Origin of the sequence: Mycolicibacterium arabiense (assembly GCF_010731815.2) — a bacterium.
Classification (GTDB): Bacteria; Actinomycetota; Actinomycetes; order Mycobacteriales; family Mycobacteriaceae; genus Mycobacterium; species Mycobacterium arabiense.
Genome location: NZ_AP022593.1, coordinates 1,639,300 through 1,665,081, shown reverse-complemented (window position 1 = coordinate 1,665,081; position 25,782 = coordinate 1,639,300). Strand labels below are relative to the sequence as shown.

Below are 25,782 nucleotides of genomic sequence, written 5' to 3'. Positions count from 1 at the left end.
TTGCTGGGCAGCGCATTCGGACCGGACATCACCTTCCTCGGCGTGCCGCGGTGTGACCTCGACGACGTGTCGAGTTACGCCGATGCCGACATCGTCATCCTGGGAGCGCCGCTCGACGGCGGCACGACGTACCGTTCGGGCGCCCGCTTCGGGCCGTCGGCGCTACGCCAGGCCTGCTACCTGCCGCAGGACGGGTCCCGCCCCAGCCTGGCGCTGCGGGTCGACGGGCTCAAGGACCTGAAGGTGTACGACGCGGGCGACGTCGCCCTCTACAACGGAAACATCGAGCAGGCAGTCGGTTTGATTGAGGAAGAGGTCTACAAGGTCTCCGCCGCCGGCGCGATCCCGATCATCCTCGGCGGCGACCACACGATCGCCTGGCCCGATCACACCGGGGTGGCCCGTCAGCACGGGTTCGGCAAGGTGTCGATGATCCACTTCGACGCCCACGCCGATACCGGCGACCTCCACTCGGGATCGCTGGTAGGGCACGGTCTGCCGATGCGGCGGCTGATCGAGTCCGGCGCACTGCGCGGTGATCGCTTCCTGCAGCTCGGGCTGCGCGGGTACTGGCCCGACGAGCCGGTGCTGCAGTGGATGGCCGCCCAGGGCCTACGGTCCTACGAGATGACCGAGATCGTGAGCCGGGGGTTGGAGACCTGCCTGACCGAGGCCTTCGCGATCGCCACCGACGACTGCGACGGCGTGTTCCTGTCGGTCGACATCGACGTGTGCGACCCGGGTCATGCACCGGGCACGGGAACCCCTGAGCCGGGCGGCTTCTCGGCGCGCGAGCTACTCGATGCCGTGCGGCGGATCTGTTACGAGCTGCCCGTCCTGGGCGTCGACGTCGTCGAGGTCGCACCGCCGTATGACCACGCCGACATCACGGCACTGCTCGGCAACCGCGTCGTCCTGGAGGTGATATCGGCCATCGCGCGCCGCCGCAAGGACGCCGAACAGGGGACGACCTGGGATCCCAGTCAGCCGCTGCTCGCGGGACGGGAGGTCGACGAACAGCTCCGCCTGATCGCCGAAGGCGAGGCCGCGCGCCGACGTGGGGAGGGCGGGGCCCGACCGCATCACCACCACCACTAGGGCGCCGACTACTTCGGGGTGTGCTGCGGCCCCTGGGCCTTCTTGTACAGCGCCTTGAGCATGCGGTCGCGGAACGCGGCGTTGTCGATCAGCTTGACACCAGCGCCTGCGAGCTTCGGCCGGCCGATCAACTGGTGCATGTAGCGACCACGCCGGTACTCCCGGCCCCACGCCGCCTCCATGCGCTGGGCGTAGTTCGTGAAGTCGTCGGGCCCGCCGTTGGTGAGCGCTGCGATCGCGCATTCGCCTGCCGCCAGACCGGATTCGAGCGCCTTGGAGATGCCCGCGCCCGACGCCGGCTTGCCTGCACCCAGCGAGTCGCCGGTGAACAGCACGCCGGGCCGCCACGGCGGCCATGCCGTGAAGCCCATCGGCAGCCGCCAGGCCCGCACGCTCTTGTTCTTCTTGAGTTCCTCGATCGGCGGCAGTTCCCAATCCCGCGGCAGCGTGCGTAGGAACTCGCCGAGGAACTGCGTCGCGTTGATCGACTGCCAGTTCTTGTAGCTGTTGACGTAGCCGAGCCCAATGTTGAACACGCCGTTGCCCATCGGGAACACCCAGCCGTACCCGGGCAGCTGGTCACCCTCGAACACCAGCTTCAGGTAGATGTCGAGCGAGTCCGTGTCCGGGCGGTTGGCGTGCATCTCCGAGCGGATCGCGATAGCCGAATAGCCGTTGTACTCCGAGTCGATCTTGAGCGCTCGCTTGATGGGGGAGTAGGCGCCGTCGGCTGCGATCACCGCGTCGCCGAAGACCTTCTCGCCGCCCTTGAGCACGACGCCGACGACGCGACCGTTCGCGTCGACCTCCGGCGCGCTGACCTCCGCGCCCTGGCGCACCTCGGCGCCCGCGGACTCCGCATGCTTGAGCAGCAGGGTGTCGAGTTCGGTGCGACTGACGGTGTGGCCGTGGTCGGGCATGCCCGGCCGCCGGGGAAACGACAGCTCCCACGCGCTGGGGCTGAACACCGTCACGCGGTTGACCCGGTGGAACGCGGACACCTCGTGGGCCAGACCCATCTTCTGCAGATAGCTGACGGCGCGAGCGGTGAGGCCGTCACCGCAGGGCTTGTCGCGCGGGAACTGAGCCTTGTCCAGGACGACGACCTTGGCGCCGGTTCGAGCGGCCTGCCACGCCGCGGCCGAACCCGAGGGTCCACCTCCGGCGATCACCAGGTCGTATCGCTGCGTCATGGGCCTCGTCTCACTCGCGGGGGCTGCATCTCGGCGATGATCGTACCCGCGGCGACAGGGCCCAGCGGGCCGAGCGGAACGGCGCGGTACAGCAGGTCAGGCGGTACCAGCGGGTACAGTAACTTCGTGCGCAGACCGTCGATACCCCGTCCGGGGCCCCAACCCGGGGTGAAGGTCGACGCGCGCAGCGAACGCTGGCGGGAGCACCGCAAGAAGGTCCGTTCGGAGATCGTCGACGCGGCGTTTCGCGCCATCGACACCCTCGGTCCCGAGGTAAGCCTCCGCGAGATTGCCGAGGAAGCGGGCACCGCCAAGCCGAAGATCTATCGCCACTTCACCGACAAGTCGGACCTGTTCCAGGCGATCGGCGAGCGGCTGCGGGACATGCTGTGGGCGGCGATCTTCCCGCACATCGACATCGCCAAGGACCCGGCCCGCGAGGTGATCCGGCGCAGCGTCGAGCAGTACGTCCTACTGGTCGATCAGCATCCCAACGTCTGCCGGTTCCTGATCCAGGGGCGGTTCGCCGAGCAGAGCGAGTCGACGATGCGAGCGCTGAACGAGGGTCGCGAGGTCACGCTCGCGATGGCGAGCATGTTCAGCAACGAACTGCGCGAGATAGAACTCGACAGCGCTGCGATCGAGTTGGCCGCGTACACCACCTACGGGTCGGCGGCGGCCGCCACCGATTGGTGGCTCGGGCCTCAGGTGGACAGCGAGCGCCGGATGCCACGCGAGCAATTCGTCGGGTACATGGCGACGATCATGCTGGGCGCGATCAACGGCACGTGCGAGCTGCTCGGCATCGAGATCGACGCAGAACTGCCGCTGCACGAGGGCGTGCAGCGCCGCGAATCCGTCGCCTGATATCCGGTACCCGGGTTCCCAGGTATTCTGTCGGCATGACCGTAGCCGCTCAGGCCGACGACACGTCCGTCCGCTCAGATTCCGTTCGTTCGGAGCCCGTCCGCACCCGCGCACTCATCATCGGCACCGGATTCTCCGGGCTGGGCATGGCCATCGCGCTGCAGAAGCAGGACGTCGACTTCGTCATCCTTGAGAAGGCCAACGACGTCGGCGGCACCTGGCGCGACAACACCTACCCGGGCTGCGCCTGCGACATCCCGTCGCACATGTACTCCTTCTCCTTCGAGCCCAAGCCGGACTGGCGCCACATGTGGTCGTTGCAGCCCGAGATCTTCGACTACCTCAAGGGCGTCGCCGACAAGTACGGCCTGCGCCGCTACGTACGGTTCGACTCTCACGTCGAGCGTGCGCACTGGGACGAGGACGAGTCGGCGTGGCACGTCTTCACCGCCGACGGCGACGAGTACGTCGCACAGTTCCTGATCTCGGGCGCCGGGGCACTGCACATTCCGCTGGTGCCCGAGTTCGCCGGGCTCGACGAGTTCGAGGGAGAGTCTTTCCACTCGGCCCAGTGGAACCACGACGTCGACATCACCGGCAGGCGCGTCGCGGTGATCGGCACCGGCGCCAGCGCGATCCAGCTGGTGCCCGCCATCGTCGATCAGGTGGCCGAGCTGCAGGTCTACCAGCGCACCCCACCGTGGGTGATGCCGCGGCCCAACAACGCGCTGCCCGAGTGGATCCGGCGCGTGTTCACCGAAGTCCCGGGCACCAGGGCGCTGACCCGGCTCGGCATCTACTGGGCCCACGAGGTGGTCGGCTTCGGCATGACCAAGCAGCCGGCTCTGTTGCGCGTCGGGTCGTGGCTCGGCAAGTGGAACATCCGCCGCAGCGTGAAGGACCGCGAACTGCGCCGCAAGCTCACGCCGGACTACCGCGCGGGCTGCAAGCGCATCCTCAACTCGGACACGTACTACGGCGGCATCGCGAACCCGAAGACCGAGGTGGTCACCGACCGCATCGACCGGTTCACGGCCAACGGGATCAAGACCGCCGACGGGCGCGAGCGCCCAGTGGACGTGGTGGTGTTCGCCACCGGCTTCCACGTGACCGACTCCTACACCTACGTCGACATCAAGGGCCCCGGCGGCGAGGACCTGGTGGACCGGTGGAACCGGGAGGGCGTCGAGGCGCACCGCGGCATCGCCGTCGCCGACATGCCCAACCTGTTCTTCCTGCTCGGGCCGAACACCGGTCTCGGCCACAACTCGGTGGTGTTCATGATCGAGGCGCAGATTCGCTACGTCGCCCAGGCCATCGCCGCCGTCGACAAGGCAGGCGTCAAGGCGCTGGCGCCCAAGCGCAGCGCACAGGACGAGTTCAACCGGCAGCTGCACGCCGACCTGGACAGGTCGGTGTGGAGCACGGGCGGCTGCAGCAGCTGGTACATGGACTCCCACGGCAGGAACCGGACGCTGTGGGGCGGGATGACCTGGCAGTACTGGCTCGCCACGCGTCGCCTGCGTCGCTCGGAGTTCACGTTCTCCGGACGCTGACGAACGGTTCGCGTCACGACACGCGACCACAAGTGGTTGTGTTCTCCCGCGATGTCGGACCCCAGGGGTAGTGTCGCCTTCAGCTGGCCAAGTCGTCTCGGCGACAACTCTTCTGCAGTGAAATGGGGTTCTGGTGTCCGAAGGAATCAAGCTGGTCGACCGCGTCTCGGCGATCAACTGGAACCGCGTCCCCGACGAGAAGGACGCCGAGGTCTGGGAACGCCTGACCGGTAACTTCTGGCTGCCGGAGAAGGTGCCGGTGTCCAACGACATCCCGTCTTGGGGCACGCTGACCGAGCACGAGAAGCAGCTGACCATGCGGGTCTTCACCGGTCTGACGCTGCTGGACACGATCCAGGGCACCGTCGGCGCGGTGAGCCTGATCCCGGATGCGCTGACCCCGCACGAAGAGGCGGTGTACACCAACATCGCGTTCATGGAGTCGGTGCACGCGAAGAGCTACAGCAACATCTTCTCGACGCTGTGCTCGACGGTCGACATCGACGAGGCGTTCCGCTGGTCGGAGGAGAACCCGAACCTGCAGCGCAAGGCGCAGATCGTCATGGACTTCTACAAGGGCGACGATCCGCTCAAGCGCAAGGTCGCCTCCACCCTGCTGGAGAGCTTCCTGTTCTACTCGGGCTTCTACCTGCCGATGTACTGGAGCAGCCGCGCCAAGCTGACGAACACCGCCGACATGATTCGCCTCATCATCCGCGACGAGGCCGTGCACGGCTACTACATCGGCTACAAGTTCCAGAAGGGCCTCGCGCTCGCCGACGACGCCCGCAAGGCCGAACTCAAGGACTACACCTACGAATTGCTCTTCGAGCTGTACGACAACGAGGTGGAGTACACCCAGGATCTCTACGACGGGGTCGGGTTGACCGAGGACGTCAAGAAGTTCCTGCGCTACAACGCCAACAAGGCGCTGATGAACCTCGGCTACGAGGCGCTGTTCCCCAAGGACGAGACCGACGTCAATCCGGCCATCCTGTCGGCGTTGAGCCCCAATGCCGACGAGAACCACGACTTCTTCTCCGGCTCGGGGTCGAGCTATGTCATCGGCAAGGCCGTCAACACCGAAGACGAGGACTGGGACTTCTAGCTCTCGGGCGCCGAGACCTCGAGGCGACGATGGCAGAGTTGAACGCCCGCGAACGGGAAGCCCTGGAGTCCTACCGCCGATACGTCGCGCAGCGGGAACTCTGCGTGACGGGAGAGGCGCCGTGGTCGACCATTGGCGCCTGGTTCACCGAGGGTGCGGTCTTCGTCGATCCGGCCTGGGGCCGGGTGCAGGGTCGTGACGAGATCACCCGTTACCTCGACCACTCGATGGCCGGCTTCCAGGGGTGGACCTTCCCGGAGGAGTGGACGATGGTCGACGGCGACCGTCTGGTGACGTACTGGTGGAATCGGCTGCCCGGGAGTCGCGCCGACGGTTCCCACTATCAGGCACCGGCGTTCTCGCTGCTCCACCACGCGGGCGACGGACTCTTCGACTACGAGCTGGACGTGCTGAACATCGCCGAGATCGGCGAGCTGATCGGCGAATCCGCGTGGACGCCGGGTCCCGGGATGGCGATTCCCGGACCCCATCCCGATCGGAACATCACCCCACCACGACTCGCCTCACCCTGACGGGGACGCATCGAAGGCCTGGCTCACCGCCCGGGCCAGCGCGGCGCGGCGGCGGTCGTGCACCTTGCGCGGTTCCCGCGCCGACGCCGTCACCTGAAGGGACGACGGCGACCAGCTGAGCGCGATCGCGGTCAGCATGGACAGCACGTCCACCGGATCGATCGACGGATCTACGTGGCCGCTTGCCTGGGCCGCTTCGATCAGTGTCACCTTCTCCGCGTCCCGCCCATCGGGAAGCAGCGTGCCGGTGGGGTTGCGTTCCAGCCGCATCCAGGCGGCGAGCCGGACGAGGGCGGGGCGCTTGAGGCAGTTGTCGTACAGCGCCACGGCGTACCCGGGCAGATCCCTCGCGTCGAGCGGCACCTCGTCGACCAGCCATGCGATGTGGCTCTCGAAGACGGCGTCGAACAGGCGATCCTTGCTGCCGAAATACTGGTAGAGCTGCGCCTTGTTGGACTGTGCCGCTGCGACGATCCTGTCCACGCGGGCGCCGGCGATCCCACGTTCGGCGAACTCGGAGGCGGCGGCGTCCATCAGTCGTTGACGCGTGGCCTCGCCGCGAGCGGTGGGTGCCGTCTTCATCCGTCGAGTGTAAACCGACCAGTTGGTCTTTATCGCGAAGCGGCGTACTCTAAAACAGACTAGTTGGTTTATTCGGATGGAGTGACGATGGCGCGACGAGTACGAGGACTGGCCGCCTCCGCGGCCGACCAGCCGTTGGCCGAATGGGAGTTCGAGCGGCGCGATCTGCGCCCCGACGACGTCGCAGTGCGGATCACCCACTGCGGCGTGTGCCATACCGACCTGCACGCCTGGCATGGAGAACCCGCCTACGGCAACGTCTTTCCGCTGGTACCGGGCCACGAATTCGTCGGTGAGGTGGCCGAGATCGGGGATGCCGTGCGCGACTTCGCCGTCGGTGACGCCGTCGCGGTCGGCAACATCGTGGACTCGTGCGGGGTGTGCGACATGTGCGTCGGCGGGCACGAGCAGTTCTGCGTGGAGTTCCCCACTCTCACCTATGGCGGTGTCGACCGGCGCGACGGCCGGCCCACCCACGGTGCGTACTCGACGGAGTACGTCGTGACCGAGGGATTCGTCTACCGCCTGCCCGAGGGTCTCGATCCGGCCGGCGTGGCACCACTGATGTGCGCGGGCGTCACAGTGTGGGAACCGCTGGAGCAGTGGGCGATTGGGCCGGGCATGACGGTCGGTGTCGTCGGGCTGGGTGGCCTCGGCCATCTCGCGGTCAAGTTCGCCGCGGCCCTCGGCGCCGAGGTCGACCTGTTCACGACGTCACCGAGCAAGGCCGACGCGGCACGGCGGCTCGGGGTGCGGCAGGTGGTCGTGTCCACCGACGAGGAGCAGATGGCCGAGGCGCGGAGCCGCTACGACTTCATCATCGACACCGTGGCCGTCGCCCACGACGTCTCCGGCTACACGATGGCCCTGAAGTTCGGCGGCACGCTGTGTCTGGTGGGCGCCTTGGACCCGACGTCGATCAACCCGCTGGCCATGCTCGGGCGCAACCTCACAGTCGCAGGCGGTGGTGGGAGGCCCGCGACGCGGCGAATGCTCGAGTTCTGCGGCCGACACGGCATCACCGCCGACGTCGAGGTGGTGCCCGCCTCCGCTGTTGGCGACGCCTTCGATCGATTGGCGCGCAACGACGTCGAGTTCCGCTTCAGCCTGGACATGGCCGGGTTGCGCTAAGGCAACCAAACGACGACGCGGGCGGGGCTCCGGTGAGGCCCGCCCGCGTCGTCGTCGAGTCGGTTACAGCGTCGAGTTGTCGATCACGAAGCGGTAGCGCACGTCGCTGGCGAGCATGCGCTGGTAGGCCTCGTTCACGTACGACGCCTCGATGACCTCGATCTCCGGGGTCACGTCGTGCTCGGCGCAGAAGTCGAGCATCTCCTGCGTCTCGCGGATGCCGCCGATCAATGAGCCCGACAGGCTCTTGCGGCCGAAGATCAGCGCGCCGGCGGGCACGGGCATCGGGTTCTCCGGCATGCCCAGCTCGACCAGCGTGCCGTCGAGCTTGAGCAGGCCCAGGTAGTCGGCCATGTCGAGGTTCGCCGACACCGTATTCAGGATGAGGTCGAACGAACCGCGAAGCTTCTTGAACGTGTCGGGATCGCTGGTCGCGTAGTACTCGGACGCGCCGAGCCGCAGGCCGTCCTCCATCTTCTTGAGCGACTGGCTCAGCACGGCGACCTCTGCGCCCATCGCCTTGGCGATCTTCACGCCGAGGTGGCCGAGGCCGCCGAGGCCGATCACCGCGACGCGCTTGCCGGGGCCTGCGCCCCAGTGGTGCAGCGGTGAGTAGGTGGTGATGCCGGCGCACAGCAGCGGGGCCGCCTTGTCCAACTCGATCGAGTCGGGGATGCGCAATACGTAGTTCTCGTCGACGACGATGGCATCGCTGTAGCCGCCCTGGGTGGGCTGACCGTCGCGGCCGACGCCGTTGTAGGTGCCGATCATGCCGGGGTTGTTGCAGTACTGCTCCTCGCCGGCCTGGCAGTACTCGCACTCGCGGCAAGAGTCCACGAAGCAGCCCACGCCGACGCGGTCGCCGACGGCGTACTTCGTGACGTCGGAGCCGACCTCTGTGACGATGCCCGCGATCTCGTGACCGGGGACCATCGGGTACTTCACCTTGCCCCATTCGCCGCTGACGGTGTGCAGGTCCGAGTGGCAGATGCCGGCGAACTTGATGTCGATCGACACCTCGTTCGGGCCGACGTCGCGGCGCTCGATGGTGGTCTTGGTCAGCGGTGCGTCCGCGCCCCAGGCTGCGGTCGCGGCGTATGCGTTAACGGTTGTGGTCATGTCTCCCAAGTGCCTCTTCGTATCGTCTGGCAAACATTACTTCGCTGTGACGTTTAGCAAAGGTAATGATTATGGGCGCAGCATCGAGCCCTTCCGGCCGGTCCAACGGCCCACGTCCCGGGTTTAATCCCGCGTCACCATGATCGCGCGTTTCGGCTGGTCTCGCGCGTCAGAGACCTGGCGCACGCTTCCCGGCGTTGAAGCCGACCCGCTCGTAGTCGACGAGGCCCGCCAGTTGGTACGGGTCGTTCGCGATCAGGTCGTCGGCCTCCTCGGCGGTGATGTCTCCGGTGACCAGCACGCCACCAGCGCCCGATTCCTGCCGGCCGGCCAGGATCAGGCGGCCGGACGCGATCTCAGCGTCGATCCACTCGAGGTGGGCCGGTCGCGTCTGATCGATGACGTCGAGTGGTTGCACATAGGTCAGCGTGAGGACGTGGAACACGCGATCACCCTATCGGCCCAGCGCCGGGGCGACCGAATACCTGTCACATGACAGACACACCCGTCTCTCGTTGTTAACGCAGTCCGCGTGATCGGTTACACGCGGGCAACCACCGGCGCTGCTGGGAGGCGAAAACTATCAACCGACAGAAATAGTCGAACCGGGAGTGTGGTGTGACCAGCGACCTGACCACCGTCACGAGTACGGCGACGACCGCCGGCGCGAAGGCCCATGCCCGCGCCCAGCACGGACGCACGGTGGACGAGATGCGCCACGTGCCCGCCACGGCCAGCACCACGGTGCCCGCCGACGTCCCGGCCGACCGCCTGGTGTGGTCGGAAGTCGTTGCCTCGGGCGGCTATTCGACGGCTGTGCTGGCCCGCGGCACCCGCATCCGCCTGGCCGACCCCTTTGGCGACGCATGTGCGCACCTACTCCTGCATCGCGCCGACGCGCCCCACGAGCGGCTCAACATCGCCGACACCGTCAAGGTCCCATGGCAGGCCTACCCGTCGACGGGGCATCCGCTGCTCAGTGGCTTCGGCCGCGTCCTGGCGACCATCGTCGCCGACACCTCGACGGCGCACGACGCACTCGCGGGCACCACCACCGGAGAGGGCAACCTGGCCCGCTACGGTGCCTCGGCGCCAGAATCCCCGTCGCCCGCCGGGCGGGAGCTGCTCCTCCTCGGCGCACTCAAACACGGTCTCTCGCAACGAGATCTGCCCCCGTCGCTGTCGTTCTTCAAGGGTGTGCGCGTCGACGTCGACGGGAGCCTGCGCTGGACCGGTTCGGCCGGGCCGGACACGGCCGTCGACCTGCTGCTGCACGTCGACGCGATCGTGCTGCTGGCCAACACGGCTCATCCGCTGGATCCGCGGCCGCAGTTCACGTGCTCACCGCTGCGGGTGCACGCCTGGTCGGCCGACGACGACCTCGGTCGCCTCACCGAACTGGTCGGCCCGCTCGGCCCGGAACACGTTCAGGCACTGGCGAACACCGACGCCGACCTGATCGCACGGGGCGTCCTGTGACCGCCCCCGCGCTCGTGCCCGGCGCCGTGGTTCTCGACCAGACAGTCCCCGCGCGGGCGTCCTGGTCGGCGGTGGTGAAAGCCGGCGACGTACTCACGATCGTCGACCTCGCAGGCAACCAGGCCGTGGACTGTCTGCTGTATGCCGCAGCCGACACGTCGGTGCGGTACTCCGCGCAGGAGACCATCAGCAGACAGGGCCGCATCGCGCTGACCACCGGGTCGGTACTGCGGGCCGACACCGGTGCGGCACTGATGACGGTGGTCGACGACGAAGTGGGCGTGCACGACACCCTCGGCGGAGCGTGCTCGAAGGAGTCCAACACGCTGCGCTACGGCCAGCACACCCGTGCCCAGCACGGCTGCATGGAGAACTTCCTGCTCGAAGGCGCCCGGTACGGCCTCGGGGCGCGCGACCTGGCGAGCAACATCAACTGGTTCATGAACGTGCCGGTCGACCCGGACGGCGCCCTGGGCATCGTCGACGGACTGTCGGGTCCGGGCAAGCGCGTCGCGCTGCGCGCCGACGTCGACACCCTGGTGCTGGTGTCGAACTGCCCGCAGATCAACAACCCGTGCAACGCATTCGACCCGACGCCGGTGCGGATGATCGTCACCCGACCGGGCGCAGAATGAGCACCGACGAGCGCTCGGGCGAGGAGCAGTCGGCCGGCACCGTCCTCGTCGCCAACCGCGGCGAGATCGCCGTCCGGCTGGTGCGCGCGGCCCAATTGCTGGGCCTGCGCACCGTGGCGGTCTTCTCCGACGCCGACCGCGGCTCGCCGCACGTCCTGCTCGCCGACCACGCCGTGCGACTGGGCCCCGCCGCGCCGAGCGAGAGCTACCTACGTGCCGACGCCATCGTCGCAGCGGCGCTGGCGTCCGGCGCCGGCATGATCCATCCGGGATACGGCTTCCTCTCCGAGGACGCCGATTTCGCCGACATGGTCGAAGACGCCGGCCTGACGTTCGTCGGACCGACACCACACCAGCTGCGCGTGTTCGGCACCAAGCACACCGCCCGTGCCGCGGCCATGGCTGCGGGCGTGCCGGTCTTCGCAGGTTCGGACCTGCTCGACGGTTCCGCCGACGCGGTCGCCGCCGCCGACACCATCGGCTACCCGGTGATGCTCAAGGCGACCGGCGGTGGCGGCGGCATCGGCATGCAGGTGTGCCGGAGCGCCGCCGAGCTGCGCGCGGCCTTCGACCGCGTCACCCGCCTGGCCGAGCGCAGCTTCGGGTCGGCGGGCGTGTTCGTCGAGCGGTTCGTGGAGCGTGCCCGCCACGTCGAGGTGCAGATCTTCGGCGACGGGTCGGGGCGGGTGGTGTCCCTCGGCGACCGCGACTGCTCACTGCAACGCCGCAACCAGAAGGTGATCGAGGAGGCCCCGGCACCGGGCCTGCCGGACGACGTTCGCGCACTTCTGCATTCGTCGTCACGCGCGCTCGCCGGGTCGGTCGCCTATCGCTCGGCGGGCACCGTGGAGTTCGTCTACGACGCCGAGCGCCGTGAGGCGTCCTTCCTCGAGGTCAACGCGCGGCTGCAGGTGGAGCACCCGGTGACCGAGGCGGTCACGGGTATCGACCTGGCGGGCTGGATGTTCCGCCTCGCGCGCGGCGAGCGCGGCCTGCTCGACGCCCACCCCGACGGCGAGGTGCCCGTGCGTGGCCATGCCGTCGAGGCACGCGTGTACGCCGAGGACCCGGCACGTGACTACCGCCCGAGCACGGGCACGCTCACCTCCGTCGCGTTCCCCGGCCAGGCTGGGGTGCGCGTCGACACCTGGGTCGACGACGGCACCGAGGTCTCTGCTTTCTACGACCCGCTGCTCGCCAAGGTCATCACGACGGGCGCCGATCGCGACGAGGCGCTCGACGCACTGGGCGCCGCGCTCGACGACACCGTGCTGCACGGCATCGAGGTCAACGTCGGGATGCTGCGTGCCTCGATCGACCGCGCCGACGTCCGCGCGGCGACGCACAGCACCGCTACGCTCGCCGACGTCAGCGATCCGAGACCTCGCATCACCGTCGACCGTCCTGGCCTGATGACGACGGTGCAGGACCTCCCCGGCCGAGTGGGCATGTGGGACGTCGGCGTTCCCCCCAGCGGGCCGATGGACGACCTGTCGTTCCGTCTCGGCAACCAGACGCTCGGAAACCATTACGGCGCACCCGGTCTGGAGTGCACGGCCTCAGGACCCCTGCTTCGCGTCACGCACCCGACCACGTTCTGCGTGACGGGCGCCGAGTGCACGGTGCGGGTGAACGACGCGGTGGTCCCGATGTGGGAGCCCGTCGAGGTACCGGCCGGGGGAGTGCTCGACGTGGGAGCGGCCGAGACGACGGGCCTGCGGACCTACGTGCTCGTCGACGGCGGGTTCGACGTGCCGGCCTACCTCGGCAGCGCGTCGACGTTCACCCTCGGTCGCTTCGGCGGGCACGGGGGCAGGCAACTCGTCGTCGGCGACGTGCTGCGCGCGGCGCCGTCGGTGTCGGGCACGCGCACCGCCATCCCGGTCGGGGAGCGGCCCGCCATGTCGTCGGAGTGGGAACTTGCGGTCACGGAGGGACCGCACGGCGCACCGGAGTTCTTCACCCGCGGCGACGTCGAGACGCTCTACGGCGCCCCCTACCGTGTGCACTTCAACTCCGCGCGCACCGGCGTTCGGCTCGAGGGGCCGCGCCCCGAATGGGCGCGTCCGGACGGCGGTGAGGCGGGGCTGCACCCCTCGAACATCCACGACACCGCCTACTCGGTGGGCGCGCTCGACTTCACCGGGGACACCCCGATCCTGCTCGGGCCCGACGGACCCAGCCTCGGCGGGTTCACGTGTCCGGTGACGGTGGTCTCCGCCGAGCGGTGGAAGCTCGGACAGCTGCGTCCCGGGGACACGGTGCGGTTCGTCCCGATCCGGGTGGCCGACGCCCCTTCGGTCGGCGACGTGCCGGCCCGGATCGCCATGACGACGGTCCTGCCGCGCACCGGGGGGGACGGCGACGACGGCGTGCTCGCCCGGCGCCCCGGTGACCGCGCGCCTGCCGTCACCTACCGCCGCAACGGCGACGACCACGTGCTGATCGAGTACGGCGACATGGTGCTCGACCTCGCGTTGCGGGCCCGGGTGCACGCCCTGCACCAGTCGTTGCGGACGGCGATGTCCGATGGCACGGTCGACGGCATCCGGGACCTCACGCCCGGCATCCGCTCGCTACAGGTCCACGTCGACCCCGACCGGCTATCGATCGAGAAATTACTCGGGCTGCTCGTCGAGCTGGAGGACGAACTCCCCGCCACCTCGGAACTGGTCGTGCCGAGCCGGTCGGTCCGGCTGCCGCTGTCGTGGGACGATCCCGCGACCCGGGAAGCCATCGCCCGCTACACCTCCGGCGTGCGCGACGACGCACCGTGGTGCCCGTCGAACATCGAATTCATCCGGCGCGTCAACGGTTTGGCGTCCCAGGCAGACGTGATGGACGTGGTGTTCGCCGCGGAGTACCTGACCCTGGGTCTGGGCGACGTGTACCTCGGTGCGCCCGTGGCCACTCCGCTCGACCCGCGGCACCGCCTCGTCACCACCAAGTACAACCCGGCCAGGACCTGGACGGCGGAGAACTCCGTCGGCATCGGCGGGGCCTATCTGTGCATATACGGCATGGAGGGCCCCGGCGGCTACCAATTCGTCGGGCGCACCACGCAGGTGTGGAGCCGTTACCGCCACACGGCGCCGTTCGAAGCGGGCACCCCGTGGCTGCTCCGATTCTTCGACCGGATCTCCTGGTACCCGGTGTCGGCCGACGAATTGCTGGACCTGCGTGCCGATCTGGCCGCCGGCCGCGGGTCGGTCGACATCACCGAGGGCACGTTCTCACTGGCCGAGCACGAACGGTTCCTGGCCGACAACGCCGACTCGATCGCGCGGTTCCGCGCGACACAGGCCGCTGCGTTCGGCACCGAACGCGCCGCCTGGGCTGCGGCAGGAGAGTTCGACCGTGCGGAACGGGCGCAGTCGCGAGCCGTACCTCTGACGTCCGACCTCGTCCTGGCCGACGGCGAACAGCGGGTCGACGCACCGTTCGCCTCGAGCGTGTGGAAGGTCGACGTCGCCGTCGGTGACCCCGTCACGGCCGGACAGCCGCTACTCGCACTGGAGGCCATGAAGATGGAGACCGTCTTGACCGCCCCGACCGACGGGACGGTGACCCGCGTGCTGGTGGCGGCGGGCAACCAGGTCGACCCGGGTGCGCCGCTCGTCGTGGTCGGTGCCGCCGAGGCCGACGTGTCGGACATCCCCGCATGACGGCCGTCGAACGGGTCCGCGCGACGTACGCCGCGATCGAGGCGGCCAACCGACCCGAGATCTGGATCTTCCTGCGCCCGTTGACCGATGCGCTCGCCGATGCCACCGCCGTCGACGCCGCGGTCGCAGCGGGGGACGACCTGCCGTTGGCCGGAACGACCGTGGCGGTGAAGAACAACGTCGACGTCGCCGGGCTGCCGACCACCGCGGGCTGCCCCACCTACGCGTCGGCGCCCGCCGCCGCCGATGCCCCCGTCGTCGCACGCCTGCGGCAGGCAGGCGCGGTCGTCATCGGCGCCACCAACCTCGACCAGTTCGCCACCGGCCTGGTGGGGACGCGCAGCCCGCACGGGGCCGTGCGCGACTCGCGCAGGCCCGACCGCATCTCCGGCGGCTCCAGTTCTGGATCCGCGGTCGCGGTGTCGCTGCGCCTGGTGGACGTCGCGATCGGCACCGACACGGCGGGATCGGGCAGGGTGCCCGCGGCGCTGCAGGGCATCGTCGGCATCAAGCCGACCCTGGGCGTCGTACCGACCGAGGGCGTCGTGCCCGCCTGCCGTTCCTATGACTGCGTGACGGTGTTCGCACGCGACCTCGACACGGCCGACGTGGTGATGGGGGTAATGGCAGGCGGGCCCGGGACGCGACCGTTCCCGCCCGACGCGCCGCTGTCCGCGCCACAGACGCCGGTGGTGGCCGTCCCGCGGGAGCTGCCGGGACTGTCGGGCTCCTGGCGGGCGGCATTCGGCGAGGCCAAAGATCGGCTCGTGAAAGCCGGTGCGACACTGCGGGAGATCGATCTCACCCCGTTTCTCGAGGCCGCGAGACTGCTTTACGACGGTGGCCTGGTCGCCGAACGGCACGAAGCGGTCGGTGAGTTCGTCGACGCGCACCGCGCCGAGGTGGACCCGATCGTCGGCTCGATCGTCGCGGCCGCAGGCTCGGTGCCTGCCACCGCGCTGCTGCGCGACCGCGTCCGCCTGCGCGATCTCACCGCCGTGGCACTCGCCGAACTCGGTGACTGCGATGCGCTGCTCGTCCCGACGACCACCGAACATCCCACGATCGCCGAGGTCGCGGACGACCCGATCGTCGTCAACTCCCGGTTCGGCACCTACACCAACTTCTGCAACCTCATGGACATGTGCGCGGTCGCGGTGCCGGCGGGCACAGCCGGCGACGATCAGTTCGGCGTCACGGTCGTGGCGCGGTCAGGAGCCGACGCCGTCGCGCTGGACGTGGCGCGGCTGCTCACCGGATCCGGCGACACGACCCGTGCGCCCTGGCCAACGCGGGCAGGGCTTTCCGCGACGCCACTGATGGTGGTGGGCGCTCATCTGCGCGGTCAGCCCCTGGCCTGGCAGCTGACCGACCGCGGGGCACGCTGGCTCGGCCCGGCGCGGACGGCGCCGCTGTACCGCTTCGCGCGGCTGGACACCACGCCGCCCAAGCCGGGCCTGATGCGGGTCGGGGCCGAGGACGGCACGTCGATCGGCGGCGAGCTGTGGCTGGTCGGAACGGCCATGCTGGGGGAGTTCCTCGCCGCGCTGCCCGCACCGATGGCGCTCGGCCGCGTCACGCTCGCCGACGGCACCGAGGTGGTCGGGTTCGGCTGTGCTCTCGACGCCTGGCGCGACGGTGCCGACATCTCGCAGTTCGGCGACTGGCCGAGCTACCTGCGCTACGCCGAAGCCGCCCCGTCCCGGGCGTAGCGCTCGACCTCGCGCAGGCTGCGCTGCCGCACCGCGGGCGTGGCTTCGTCGGGGATGCCCAGCACCCGCAGGCAGGCATCGGCCACGTGGATGGGCAGCGCCGAGCGTTCGGGACCCTCGGGCACCGTCCACATGTTCACCAGTGACTCGACGAGCCGGAACGGCAGATCGGCGGCGGCCTGGTGCACGCCGGTCTGGTCGACGACCGCGCTGCTGAGCGCCAGGTAGTGCAGCCGCAGCCGCTCGCGGTCGGACCAGAACGGCTCGAGCCGGGCGTCGCGCAGTTCCGGAAGAAGGTACAGCGCACCGAGATTCCACTGACCCGACAGCAGCTGGTCACCGTCGAAGGCTGCCAGAGCGTGCAGATGCTCGGCCGCCGACAACGCGGGTTCGGCGCCGAGCAGGTTCGGGATGAACGACAGCGTGGGAGCCACGGTCTGGCCCAGCAGCGCGCACAGGATGTCGTCCTTGGTCTTGAAGTAGTGGTACAGCGAGGCCTGCCGGATCCCGACCGACTCGGCGATCGACCTCGTCGACGTGCCCGTGTAGCCCAGCGTGGTGAACAATTCGCCTGCGGCATCCAGGATTTCGTCGCGGGCGGTGGTGCCCGGACGTCTCTGGTCGTGCAGTCGGGGACGCCCGGCCCGGGTGAGCGGCATGCACCCATCGTGGACCATGGAAAGCCCGATGCGGTAGCCCTACCGTTTCTGTCACACGACAGAAACGCGCGATACGCATCGGTTACGCGAGCCGTCATTTGGTTACGCCAGCGACACCCACCGGGGCCGCGACGCCGGAAAACTGTCAACTGACAGGCCAGCAGGCATCCGAACACACCACCGGGAGTTCCATGGGCATCGCCGCTTCCGCAGTGGACGTAGCCGCAGAGCACCCCGAGGTGCCGGCGATCCCCGACGCCGTGGCCACCGTCAGCGATCTGCGAGTCACGTTCCGCCGCAACGGCCATGACGTGCACGCGTTGCGCGGGGTGTCACTGACCATCGCACCGGGCGAGATCCTCGGCCTGGTCGGGGAGTCGGGCTCCGGCAAGAGTGTCCTGGGCTTCACGATGCTGGGTCTGCTGCCCAAGGCGGCCAAGGTCGACGGCGCCGTGCGCGTGACCGGCTCCGACATGGTCGACGGTGACCCGAAGGCGTTGCGCAAGGTCCGCAGGCTCGACCTCGGCGCGGTGTTCCAGGACCCGATGACGTCACTGAACCCGACGATGCGCATCGGCAGGCAGGTCGCGGAGGCGGCAGGCAGCGACGACGACGCCCTGCGGCTGCTCACCGCGGTCGGCATCCCCGACCCGAAGCGCCGGATGCGGGCCTACCCCCACGAACTCTCCGGCGGGCTCCGCCAGCGGGTGATGATCGCCATCGCCATCGCAGGCGACCCCGAACTCATCATCGCCGACGAGCCCACCACCGCGCTCGACGTCACCGTCCAGGCCCAGGTGCTGCGGTTGCTTCAGCGCCTTCGCGACGAGATCGGCTGCAGCATCGTGCTGATCACCCACGACCTCGGTGTGGCAGCCCAGATCTCGGATCGCATCGCGGTGCTCTACGCCGGCCGCATCGCCGAGATCGGCCCCGCCGCAGAGGTGCTCGGCCGGCCCGCGCATCCCTACACCCACGGCCTGCTGCGTTCCCGGCTCACGCTCGAGACCGCACGCGACCGCAAGCTCGCCGCCCTCGCGGGATCGGTGCCCAGCCCGGTCACCCCGCTGCCGGGCTGCGCGTTCGTCCCGCGCTGCGCGCTTTCCACCGACGACTGCACCAAGGCGCCGCCCGCGCCGATCCCCGTGGAACCGGACCGGGTCAGCGCGTGCATCCGACCGCTCGACGCCGTCGCCGAAGGACTCGGCGCAGCGACCACCAACACCGCGCAGCCGTACCCCGAGGTGGAGCGCGCCGCGCACCCTCCGTCGGTGGTGCTGCAGGACGTCACGAAGACCTTCGCGGTGACCCGGCGATGGCTGGACCGCTCGAACGACGGCGGCGGGAAACTGCAGGCGCTGCGCGGGGTGACGCTGCGCGTGGGACACGGTGAATCGGTCGCCCTCGTCGGCGAGAGCGGGTCGGGCAAGTCGACGCTGCTGCGCGTCATCGCCGGACTGGAGAAGGCGACCTCGGGAACCGTCGAACTCGCCGACGGCGAACGTCCGCAGATGGTGTTCCAGGACGCGGGCGCCTCGCTCACCCCGTGGATGTCGGTCGGCGAGCTGATCGCCGAACGCCTACGCAGTACCTCGATGTCACGCAAGCAGCGCCAGGCCGCCGTCGTCGAGGTGCTCGAGCGCGTCGGGCTGCCCGGCGACGTCGCGAAGTCCCGCGCCAGCCAACTCTCCGGCGGGCAGCGTCAGCGGGTGTCGCTGGCGCGCGCCACGGTGGTGCCACCGTCGGTCCTGCTGTGCGACGAACCCACCAGCGCGCTCGACGTGTCACTGGCGGCATCGGTGCTCAATCTGATCGGCGACCTGCGCCGCAGTCTCGACATGTCGGTCGTGTTCGTCACCCATGACCTGTCCGTGGCCCGTGTCGTCGCCGACCGCATCGCCGTCATGTACCTCGGGCGCATCGTGGAGGTCGGTCCGGCCGAACGGGTCATCGGCAACCCCGCGCACCCCTACACCCAGGCGCTGGTCGACTCCATCCCCGACCTCGGCCGCGAATCACGCATGCTCGCAGGCGAACCCGCCAGCCCGCTGTCCCCGCCGCCGGGATGCGCGTTCCACCCGCGGTGCCCGATCTCGGTCGACGCGTGCGGCGGCGAAGAACTCGACGTCCGCCTCGAAGGTAGCCCCGGCAATCCGCACCAGGTGGCGTGCGTCGAACGGAGGGCCCTCTAGATGGCCATCGCCCTACCCGCCGCCCCGCTGGTGCGCGGTGGCTCACGCCGGGTCTTCTCGCTGCCCGAGTCGACGTCGAGCATCGTCAGCTGGGTCGGCTTCTCGATGGTGATCGTGGTGACCCTGGTCTGCCTGGCCGTCCCCGTGCTCGCCCCCTACGACCCGCTGACGCCCGCGGGCATGCCGCTGCAGGCACCGGGCAAGGGCGGGTTCCTGCTCGGCACCGACAGCATCGGCCGCGACATCTTGTCCCGCGTGCTCTACGGCGCCCGCTCGAGCTGGTTCGCCGCGCTGGTGGTGGTCGCGATCGGCCTGCTCATCGGCGGGCTGGTCGGCCTGATCGCCGGCACGGTCGGCGGCTGGGTCGACACCGTGCTGATGCGGATCACCGACGCGTTCCTGTCCCTGCCCGCACCGGTTCTCGCCATCGCGGTGGTCGCAGCGCTCGGACCCGGGTTCGTGCACACCCTGATCGCGGTGTCGATCGTGTGGTGGCCGTTCTACGCCCGGCTGGTCCGTGGCGAGGTCGTACGACTGGCGGCGCGACCACACGTCGAGGCGGCCAAGCTGGCCGGGGTCGGCCCGATCCGCCTGGCCCGGCGCCACCTGCTCCCGGGTGCGGTGCCCAATGCGATCGTGGCGGCCAGCCTCGACATCGGAACGTTGATCCTGACGCTCGCCGCGCTGTCGTTCCTCGGACTCGGGCAGTCCGCTCCCGCACCGGAGCTCGGCGCCGACTCCGCCCGCAACCTCAGTTACTTCCTGCAGCAGTGGTGGATTCCGGTGATGCCAGGCATCGGCGTCCTGGTGCTGGCGCTAATCGGCAACGTGGCGGGGGATTGCCTACGAAATCTCATGAAGGGGTCCCGATGAAGACGTTCGTGGCGACCCGGCTGGGCGCGATGGTGGCGATCCTCGTCGCCCTGACCGGCGTGCTGTTCATCCTGCAGCACGTCTCACCACTCGACCCCGTCAAGGCGCAGCTCGGTGCGCAGGCGTCCGCAGAAGCGGTGGCCGCGCGGCGTGAGGCGCTCGGCCTCAACGAGCCGATTCTCGTCCAGTTCTGGAACTACCTCACCGGCGCCGTCGGTGGTGATCTCGGCACGTCGTACCGGACGCGGCACGCCGTGCTGTCGGATCTGGGCGACTTTCTGCCCGCCACACTGGAATTGGCCCTCTTCGGGATGGCGATCGCGATCGTGTTCGCGGTGCTGCTGGCATTCAGCACGACGCTGAAGTGGCGTGGCGCGGGCGTACTGCGCGCAGTGCTGTTCACCGGATCGTCGGCGCCGATGTTCCTGCTCGGCATCCTCGGCCTGATCGTCTTCTACCAGAACCTCGGCTGGGTACCGGCCAACGGCCGCCTGGCGATACCCAACCCTCCCGACGGGCCCACCGGGCTGCTGACGGTCGACGGCCTGCTCAACGGACGGTTCGACGTCGTCGCCGACGCCCTGCACCACCTGATCCTGCCCGCCTGCGTCATCGCGCTCGGCCCCGCGGTCGCCATCGGCCGGGTGCTGCGCAGCAGCCTGCTCTCGGACATCGACAGCGACTACGCACGCACGGCCCGCGCCAAGGGACTCTCGGAGAGCCGGATCATGGCCGGTCACGTCCTGCGCAACTGCGTCGGCGCCGCGCTGTCGATGACGGGTTTGCAAGTGGGCCTGATGTTCTCCGGCGTCCTGGTGGTGGAGCAGGTGTTCGGCTGGCCGGGCATCGGCCAGTACATCGCGCAGAGCATCCCCGTCGCCGACTTCCCAGCCATCGCCGGCGTCACCCTGATGCTCGGCGCCCTCTACGTGTTCATCAACACGGCGGTCGACCTGTTGCAGGCCGCCGCTGATCCACGCATCGCAGTCATAGGAGGATAAGTGCCGAAACAGCCACTCATCGTGGGCAACCCCGTTCTGGTCGTCGTCGACATGCAGGAAGCCGGCGACATGCCCGCCGAGGAAGTCGGCATCGAGCACATGCCGGGTTACGACGGACGCATCGAGCGGGCCCAGCGCCTGATCGAGACGGCGCGGGCGGCCCTGATCCCCATCGTGTTCTTCCAGGAGGTGCACCGCCCCAGCGGGATCGACTTCGGACGCGAACTCGACGGTGTCGAGGGCGAGCACTGCGTCGACGGCAGGCCCGGCACGCCTCTGCACCCCGCGCTGCTGCCGAACTTCGACGGCCCCAACCACGAGTTCCACATCGTCAAGCGCCGTTACTCCGGTTTCATCGGAACGGAATTCGAGATCGTGCTGTCCGGGTTGAAGGCGTCGACGCTGATCCTCGTCGGCGGGCTCACCGACGTGTGCGTGCACTACACCTTCGCCGACGCACACCAGCGCGACTTCTACGTGCGCGTGGTCACCGACTGCGTGGGCGGCTCGACCCAGTACCGCCACGACGCGGCCCTGGACGCCATGGAGTACCTGCAGACCGGCGCGATGCGCACCACCGACGAAATCCTCAAGGCCTTTGCCGCACTCGCCCCCGCCGCAACGCCCGTCCTCGAAGGAGCCGTCCGATGAAGAAGCCGTTGCGCGCCGCCCTCGCACTGGGCGCGGCGACAGTGCTGGCGCTCACCGCATGTGGCGGTTCCGATTCGGGCGGCGGCGCACCCAACGCCGCACCCACCGACAAGGTGCTGCACGTGTCGTTCCTGCAGGACCCGGGGCAGCCGCCGGACCCCGACATCTTCTACGCCGGTCAGGGTCTGCTGCTCACCACCAACCTCTACGAGGGTCTGCTGCAGTACAAGGGCGGCACCGAGAAGCCCGAGATCGAACCGCTGCTGGCCACCGAGTGGACCGAATCGCCCGACCACCGGGTGTTCACGTTCAAGCTGCGCGAGGGCGTCACGTTCCACGACGGCACGCCGTTCACGTCGGCGGCCATCAAGGCGTCCTTCGACCGTCGTCTGGCGGTCGACCAGGGTCCGGCGTACATGGTCAAGGACGTCGAATCGGTGACCACCCAGGGTGATTTCGCCGCGACCATCACGCTCAAGGCACCCAACTCGGCGTTCCTCGACTACCTCGCCTCGCCGTACGGCCCGAGGATGGTCAGCCCCGAGGGGTTGAAGAAGAACGGGGGCGGCGACAACGCCCAGGCCTATCTCACGAATCACGACCTCGGCACCGGCCCGTACACCCTGACCGCCGCCGAGGTGGGCTCGCGCTACGCGCTGGCGGCCTACCCCCAGTACTGGGGTGAGAAGCCGTATTTCGAGCAGGTCGAGATCCCCGTCATCACCGATGTCTCCGCCCAGCAGTTGCAGTTCAACAACGGGCAGATCGCAGCGATCCTGCACGACCTGCCGTCCTCGGCCGTCGAGCAGTACCTGAACGACGACAAGTACGCGCACTACTCGCTGCCGACGATGATGTCGAACTACCTGTACCTGAACCCGCACAAGGGCATGCTCACCGACCCCGCGAAGCGCAACGCCGTGATGCAGGCCATCGACGTCGACGCCCTGGTGAAGCAGACCTACTTCGGCCGCGGCAAGAAGGCCGAACAGGTGTACCCGCCGAACATGATGGCCCCGGAGTTCGCCAAGCAGAACGTGACCCACGACCCGTCGGTACTCAGCGGGGTGGCCGCGGGCCTACCGCCGGACCAGAAGTCCATCACCATCGGCTACGACTCGTCGAACCCGGACAACCAGTTGATCAGCAACCTGATCCAGACGCAGCTCGCCGCGGCCGGCCTGACCGCCAAGGTGCAGAGCTACCCGACGTCGGAGATCTACGGCTGGATCGGCACCGACGGGCAGTCGGCACCGGAGATCTTCTCCGCCACCGCGTGGCCGGACGCCCCGTCGCCGTACACCTGGGGACACATCTCGTTCGACCCCGACGGCGGCCTGAACTACCTCGGTTGCTCGGCCCCACCCGTCACCGCCGCGCTCGCCGAGGGCCTGAAAACCGGTGCTTCGGAACCGTTCTCGACCGCTGCCGAGGAGGCGATCAAGACGGGGTGCTGGCTCAACATGGCCGACGTCGACGACTTCGTGGTCGCCCAACCCTGGCTCAAGGGCGTCGAGCAGGCGCACGTCGTGACGAACCCAAACTCGCTGCGGCTGTTCGAACTGTCGGCGGGCTGATGGCCACGCTGGTCCACCGCAGCGGTGTCCGCCGGATCATCCTCCTGACCCTCGGGTGGGAGGACCTGCCGAAGTCCGTCTCGGTGCACGGGGCTCCGGCGGACCAGTCGATGCGTGAACCCGTCCCGGGCGTGCTGCTGCAGACCGACGGCGGCTGGGTGCTGCTCGACACCGGGTTCAACACGGCGCTGATCCGGGATCCGCACCTGCGCAGGCGGTTCTACCCGAGCGTCGAGTACCAGCCGGTGCTGCCCGGGCCGGGGGAGCCGATCGAGGAGTCACTGGCCGAGATCGGCGTGGACGTCGACGACATCCACCTCGTCGCCGTATCCCACCTGCACACCGATCACGCGGGCGGGCTCAAGCTGTTCGCAGGCAGGGTGCCCGTGCACGCGCAGCGACGCGAACTCGAGTACGGACTGTCGAATCACCCGGAACCCGAGCGGCACGCCATCTTCCGGGTGGACTTCGACGACCCGAACATCGACTGGCAGCTCGCGGACGGGGAGTCGGACGTCGCGCCGGGGATCACCGCCGTGCCGACGTACGGCCACACCCCTGGGCACCAGAGCTTCGTCGTCGAACTCGATCAGTCGGTGACCGGCGGGGACGGTCCGAACGGCTACGTCTTCGCGTTCGACGCGGCCGACCTGACCGAGAACATCGAGCACGAACTCGCGATCGGCGGATTCGTCGACGTCGAACCCGAGGAGACTATCGAACCGATCCGCAGGCTCAAGAAGCTCGCCGCGGACAAGGGCTACCCCTTGATCCCCGGCCACGATCCGCACGTGTGGCCGGAGATGACCCAGCACTTCCACCACCGATTCGGCGTTCCGTGATCGATCTGGTGCTGCGGGCCGAACGGGTCCTGCTCGACGGCGAACTGCGGGCGGCGTCGGTGGCCATCGCGGGCGGCACGGTCGTCGACGTCGCACCGGTGGACGCGCACCATCGCGCGGTCACCGAGACGGTGCTGCCACCCGGGATCGTGCTGTTGCCCGGCTTCGTCGACACCCACGTGCACGTCAACGACCCCGGCACCGACTGGGAGGGCTTCGCGACCGCCACCGCCGCCGCTGCGGCAGCGGGTATCACGACGCTGGTCGACATGCCGCTGGACTCGGTTCCGGTGACGACCACCGTCGCCGCCCTGCGCGCCAAACAGGCGGCGGCCGCAGGCAACTGCCGCGTCGCTGTCGGCTACTGGGGTGGCGTGGTGCCGGACAACCTCGGCGACCTCGCGGCACTGGCCGCCGCGGGCGTCGCCGGATTCAAGTGCTTCCTCGCCGACTCGGGCAACCCGGACTTCGGGCACCTCGACACCGCCCGGTTCCGGTCCGCGGCCGCACGGATCGCCGAGTTGGACTCGGTGCTGCTGGTGCACGCCGAGAGTCACGCCGTCATCGACGCCAGTGCGCCACCGTCCGGTGTCGACTACGCGTCGTTCCTGGAGTCGCGGCCACCTGCCGCGGAGGAGGACGCCGTCGCGCTGGTGATCGAGACGGCCAGGGACACCGGCGCTCACCTCCACGTCGTGCACGTCTCGAGCGCGACCGTCCTGCCGGCGCTGGCGCAGGCCAAGAGAGAGGGCATCCGGGTCAGCGCCGAGACGTGCCCGCACTACCTCACCTTCGCGGCAGAGGACGTCGGCGACGGCGCCACCGAGTACACCGCGTGCCCGCCGATCCGGCACGACCGAAATCGCGAACCGCTCTGGGCGGCGCTGTTAGACGGCACCGTCGACATGGTGGTCTCCGACCACTCGCCGTGCGCACCGGAACTCAAGGGCGACGGTGACTTCGGCCGCGCGTTCGGCGGCATCAGCTCACTGCAACTGGGTCCCAGCGCGGTGTGGTCCCATGCCGCCGAACGAGGCTTCGGGCTCGCCGAAGTCAGCCGCTGGATGGCGGAGCGTCCCGCAGCGCTGGCAGGTCTGGCCGACCGCGGCAGGATCGCCGTGGGCCTACGAGCCGACCTGTGCGCCTTCGACCCCGACGGCACCGACGTGGTGGATGGAACCCGGCTGCTGCACCGCCACCGGGTGACCCCGTACGACGGCATGACGCTGCGCGGAACCAATGCGCAGACCTGGGTCGCCGGACGATCGGCGTACCAGCGAGCGGCGGTGGCCGCGTGAGGATCTCGACC

At 69.1% G+C, this 25,782-nt stretch carries 22 protein-coding genes; 17 read left to right on the top strand and 5 right to left on the bottom strand.

What is annotated here, in order from left to right:
- Entirely contained in the window at positions 1-1,098 is a 1,098-nt protein-coding gene (speB, locus tag G6N61_RS09685) for an agmatinase (protein WP_163918325.1), read from the top strand.
- 8 nt (positions 1,099-1,106) lie between these two features.
- Here speB and G6N61_RS09680 read toward each other — a convergent pair whose 3' ends face one another.
- Complete coding sequence (locus tag G6N61_RS09680; protein WP_163918324.1) at positions 1,107-2,291, bottom strand: geranylgeranyl reductase family protein; 1,185 nt, start codon at positions 2,289-2,291, stop codon at positions 1,107-1,109.
- Between the two features lie 126 nt (positions 2,292-2,417).
- Here G6N61_RS09680 and G6N61_RS09675 point away from each other — a divergent pair, with 126 nt between their 5' ends.
- The 4 genes from G6N61_RS09675 (at position 2,418) to G6N61_RS09660 (ending at position 6,355) form a co-directional block, all read left to right on the top strand.
- On the top strand, positions 2,418-3,158 hold the full coding sequence (locus G6N61_RS09675) for a TetR/AcrR family transcriptional regulator (protein ID WP_235887469.1): 741 nt from the start codon (positions 2,418-2,420) through the stop codon (positions 3,156-3,158).
- Between the two features lie 35 nt (positions 3,159-3,193).
- Positions 3,194-4,714 (top strand): flavin-containing monooxygenase, encoded by a 1,521-nt coding sequence (locus G6N61_RS09670; protein WP_163918322.1) that lies wholly within the window; start codon positions 3,194-3,196, stop codon positions 4,712-4,714.
- A 145-nt stretch (positions 4,715-4,859) separates the two neighbouring features.
- Complete coding sequence (nrdF, locus tag G6N61_RS09665; protein WP_163924719.1) at positions 4,860-5,822, top strand: class 1b ribonucleoside-diphosphate reductase subunit beta; 963 nt, start codon at positions 4,860-4,862, stop codon at positions 5,820-5,822.
- A 29-nt stretch (positions 5,823-5,851) separates the two neighbouring features.
- Positions 5,852-6,355 (top strand): nuclear transport factor 2 family protein, encoded by a 504-nt coding sequence (locus G6N61_RS09660; protein WP_163918321.1) that lies wholly within the window; start codon positions 5,852-5,854, stop codon positions 6,353-6,355.
- Here the strand turns inward: G6N61_RS09660 and G6N61_RS09655 are convergent.
- Positions 6,347-6,937, bottom strand: coding sequence for a TetR/AcrR family transcriptional regulator (locus tag G6N61_RS09655; protein ID WP_163918320.1), 591 nt, complete (start codon positions 6,935-6,937; stop codon positions 6,347-6,349). The genes G6N61_RS09660 and G6N61_RS09655 overlap by 9 nt on opposite strands.
- A gap of 87 nt (positions 6,938-7,024) precedes the next feature.
- Here G6N61_RS09655 and G6N61_RS09650 point away from each other — a divergent pair, with 87 nt between their 5' ends.
- The gene (locus tag G6N61_RS09650; protein WP_163918319.1) at positions 7,025-8,068 is read left to right on the top strand and encodes an NAD(P)-dependent alcohol dehydrogenase; all 1,044 of its coding nucleotides are present in this window, start codon (positions 7,025-7,027) and stop codon (positions 8,066-8,068) included.
- 63 nt (positions 8,069-8,131) lie between these two features.
- Here the strand turns inward: G6N61_RS09650 and G6N61_RS09645 are convergent, their stop codons facing one another.
- Together G6N61_RS09645 and G6N61_RS09640 are read right to left on the bottom strand one after the other, a co-directional pair.
- On the bottom strand, positions 8,132-9,187 hold the full coding sequence (locus tag G6N61_RS09645; protein ID WP_163918318.1) for an NAD(P)-dependent alcohol dehydrogenase: 1,056 nt from the start codon (positions 9,185-9,187) through the stop codon (positions 8,132-8,134).
- Between the two features lie 169 nt (positions 9,188-9,356).
- Entirely contained in the window at positions 9,357-9,632 is a 276-nt protein-coding gene (locus tag G6N61_RS09640) for a YciI family protein (RefSeq protein ID WP_163918317.1), read from the bottom strand.
- A 173-nt stretch (positions 9,633-9,805) separates the two neighbouring features.
- Here G6N61_RS09640 and G6N61_RS09635 point away from each other — a divergent pair, with 173 nt between their 5' ends.
- The 4 genes from G6N61_RS09635 to atzF are packed head-to-tail and all read left to right on the top strand — an operon-like array spanning position 9,806 to position 16,678.
- Positions 9,806-10,666, top strand: coding sequence for an urea amidolyase associated protein UAAP1 (locus tag G6N61_RS09635; RefSeq protein WP_235887468.1), 861 nt, complete (start codon positions 9,806-9,808; stop codon positions 10,664-10,666).
- Positions 10,663-11,301, top strand: a complete 639-nt coding sequence (locus G6N61_RS09630; RefSeq protein WP_163918316.1) for an urea amidolyase associated protein UAAP2 — start codon at positions 10,663-10,665, stop codon at positions 11,299-11,301. Before G6N61_RS09635 ends, G6N61_RS09630 begins: the two co-directional genes overlap by 4 nt.
- Entirely contained in the window at positions 11,298-14,966 is a 3,669-nt protein-coding gene (gene uca, locus G6N61_RS09625; RefSeq protein ID WP_163918315.1) for an urea carboxylase, read from the top strand. The genes G6N61_RS09630 and uca overlap by 4 nt, the downstream gene beginning before the upstream one ends.
- Positions 14,963-16,678, top strand: coding sequence for an allophanate hydrolase (gene atzF / locus G6N61_RS09620; protein WP_163918314.1), 1,716 nt, complete (start codon positions 14,963-14,965; stop codon positions 16,676-16,678). The genes uca and atzF overlap by 4 nt, the downstream gene beginning before the upstream one ends.
- On the opposite strand, the gene G6N61_RS09615 is transcribed toward atzF, so the two are convergent.
- Positions 16,648-17,337, bottom strand: a complete 690-nt coding sequence (locus G6N61_RS09615) for a TetR/AcrR family transcriptional regulator (RefSeq protein WP_163918313.1) — start codon at positions 17,335-17,337, stop codon at positions 16,648-16,650. The two genes, atzF and G6N61_RS09615, sit on opposite strands and share 31 nt — an antisense overlap.
- Before the next feature lie 191 nt (positions 17,338-17,528).
- Here G6N61_RS09615 and G6N61_RS09610 point away from each other — a divergent pair, with 191 nt between their 5' ends.
- The 7 genes from G6N61_RS09610 to allB are packed head-to-tail and all read left to right on the top strand — an operon-like array spanning position 17,529 to position 25,771.
- Positions 17,529-19,529 carry a dipeptide ABC transporter ATP-binding protein gene (locus tag G6N61_RS09610; protein WP_163918312.1) on the top strand — a complete coding sequence of 667 codons (2,001 nt, stop codon included), beginning with the start codon at positions 17,529-17,531 and terminating at the stop codon, positions 19,527-19,529.
- Positions 19,530-20,402 (top strand): ABC transporter permease, encoded by an 873-nt coding sequence (locus G6N61_RS09605; protein ID WP_163918311.1) that lies wholly within the window; start codon positions 19,530-19,532, stop codon positions 20,400-20,402. It begins immediately after the preceding gene.
- A complete protein-coding gene (locus tag G6N61_RS09600; RefSeq protein WP_163918310.1) occupies positions 20,399-21,403 on the top strand; it encodes an ABC transporter permease in 1,005 nt (334 codons plus the stop codon). The genes G6N61_RS09605 and G6N61_RS09600 overlap by 4 nt, the downstream gene beginning before the upstream one ends.
- A complete protein-coding gene (locus G6N61_RS09595; protein ID WP_163918309.1) occupies positions 21,404-22,054 on the top strand; it encodes a cysteine hydrolase family protein in 651 nt (216 codons plus the stop codon).
- Positions 22,051-23,631 carry an ABC transporter substrate-binding protein gene (locus G6N61_RS09590; protein ID WP_163918308.1) on the top strand — a complete coding sequence of 527 codons (1,581 nt, stop codon included), beginning with the start codon at positions 22,051-22,053 and terminating at the stop codon, positions 23,629-23,631. The genes G6N61_RS09595 and G6N61_RS09590 overlap by 4 nt, the downstream gene beginning before the upstream one ends.
- The gene (locus G6N61_RS09585) at positions 23,631-24,473 is read left to right on the top strand and encodes an N-acyl homoserine lactonase family protein (protein WP_163918307.1); all 843 of its coding nucleotides are present in this window, start codon (positions 23,631-23,633) and stop codon (positions 24,471-24,473) included. Before G6N61_RS09590 ends, G6N61_RS09585 begins: the two co-directional genes overlap by 1 nt.
- The gene (gene allB / locus G6N61_RS09580; protein ID WP_235887467.1) at positions 24,470-25,771 is read left to right on the top strand and encodes an allantoinase AllB; all 1,302 of its coding nucleotides are present in this window, start codon (positions 24,470-24,472) and stop codon (positions 25,769-25,771) included. The genes G6N61_RS09585 and allB overlap by 4 nt, the downstream gene beginning before the upstream one ends.
- Positions 25,772-25,782 lie beyond the last annotated feature (11 nt).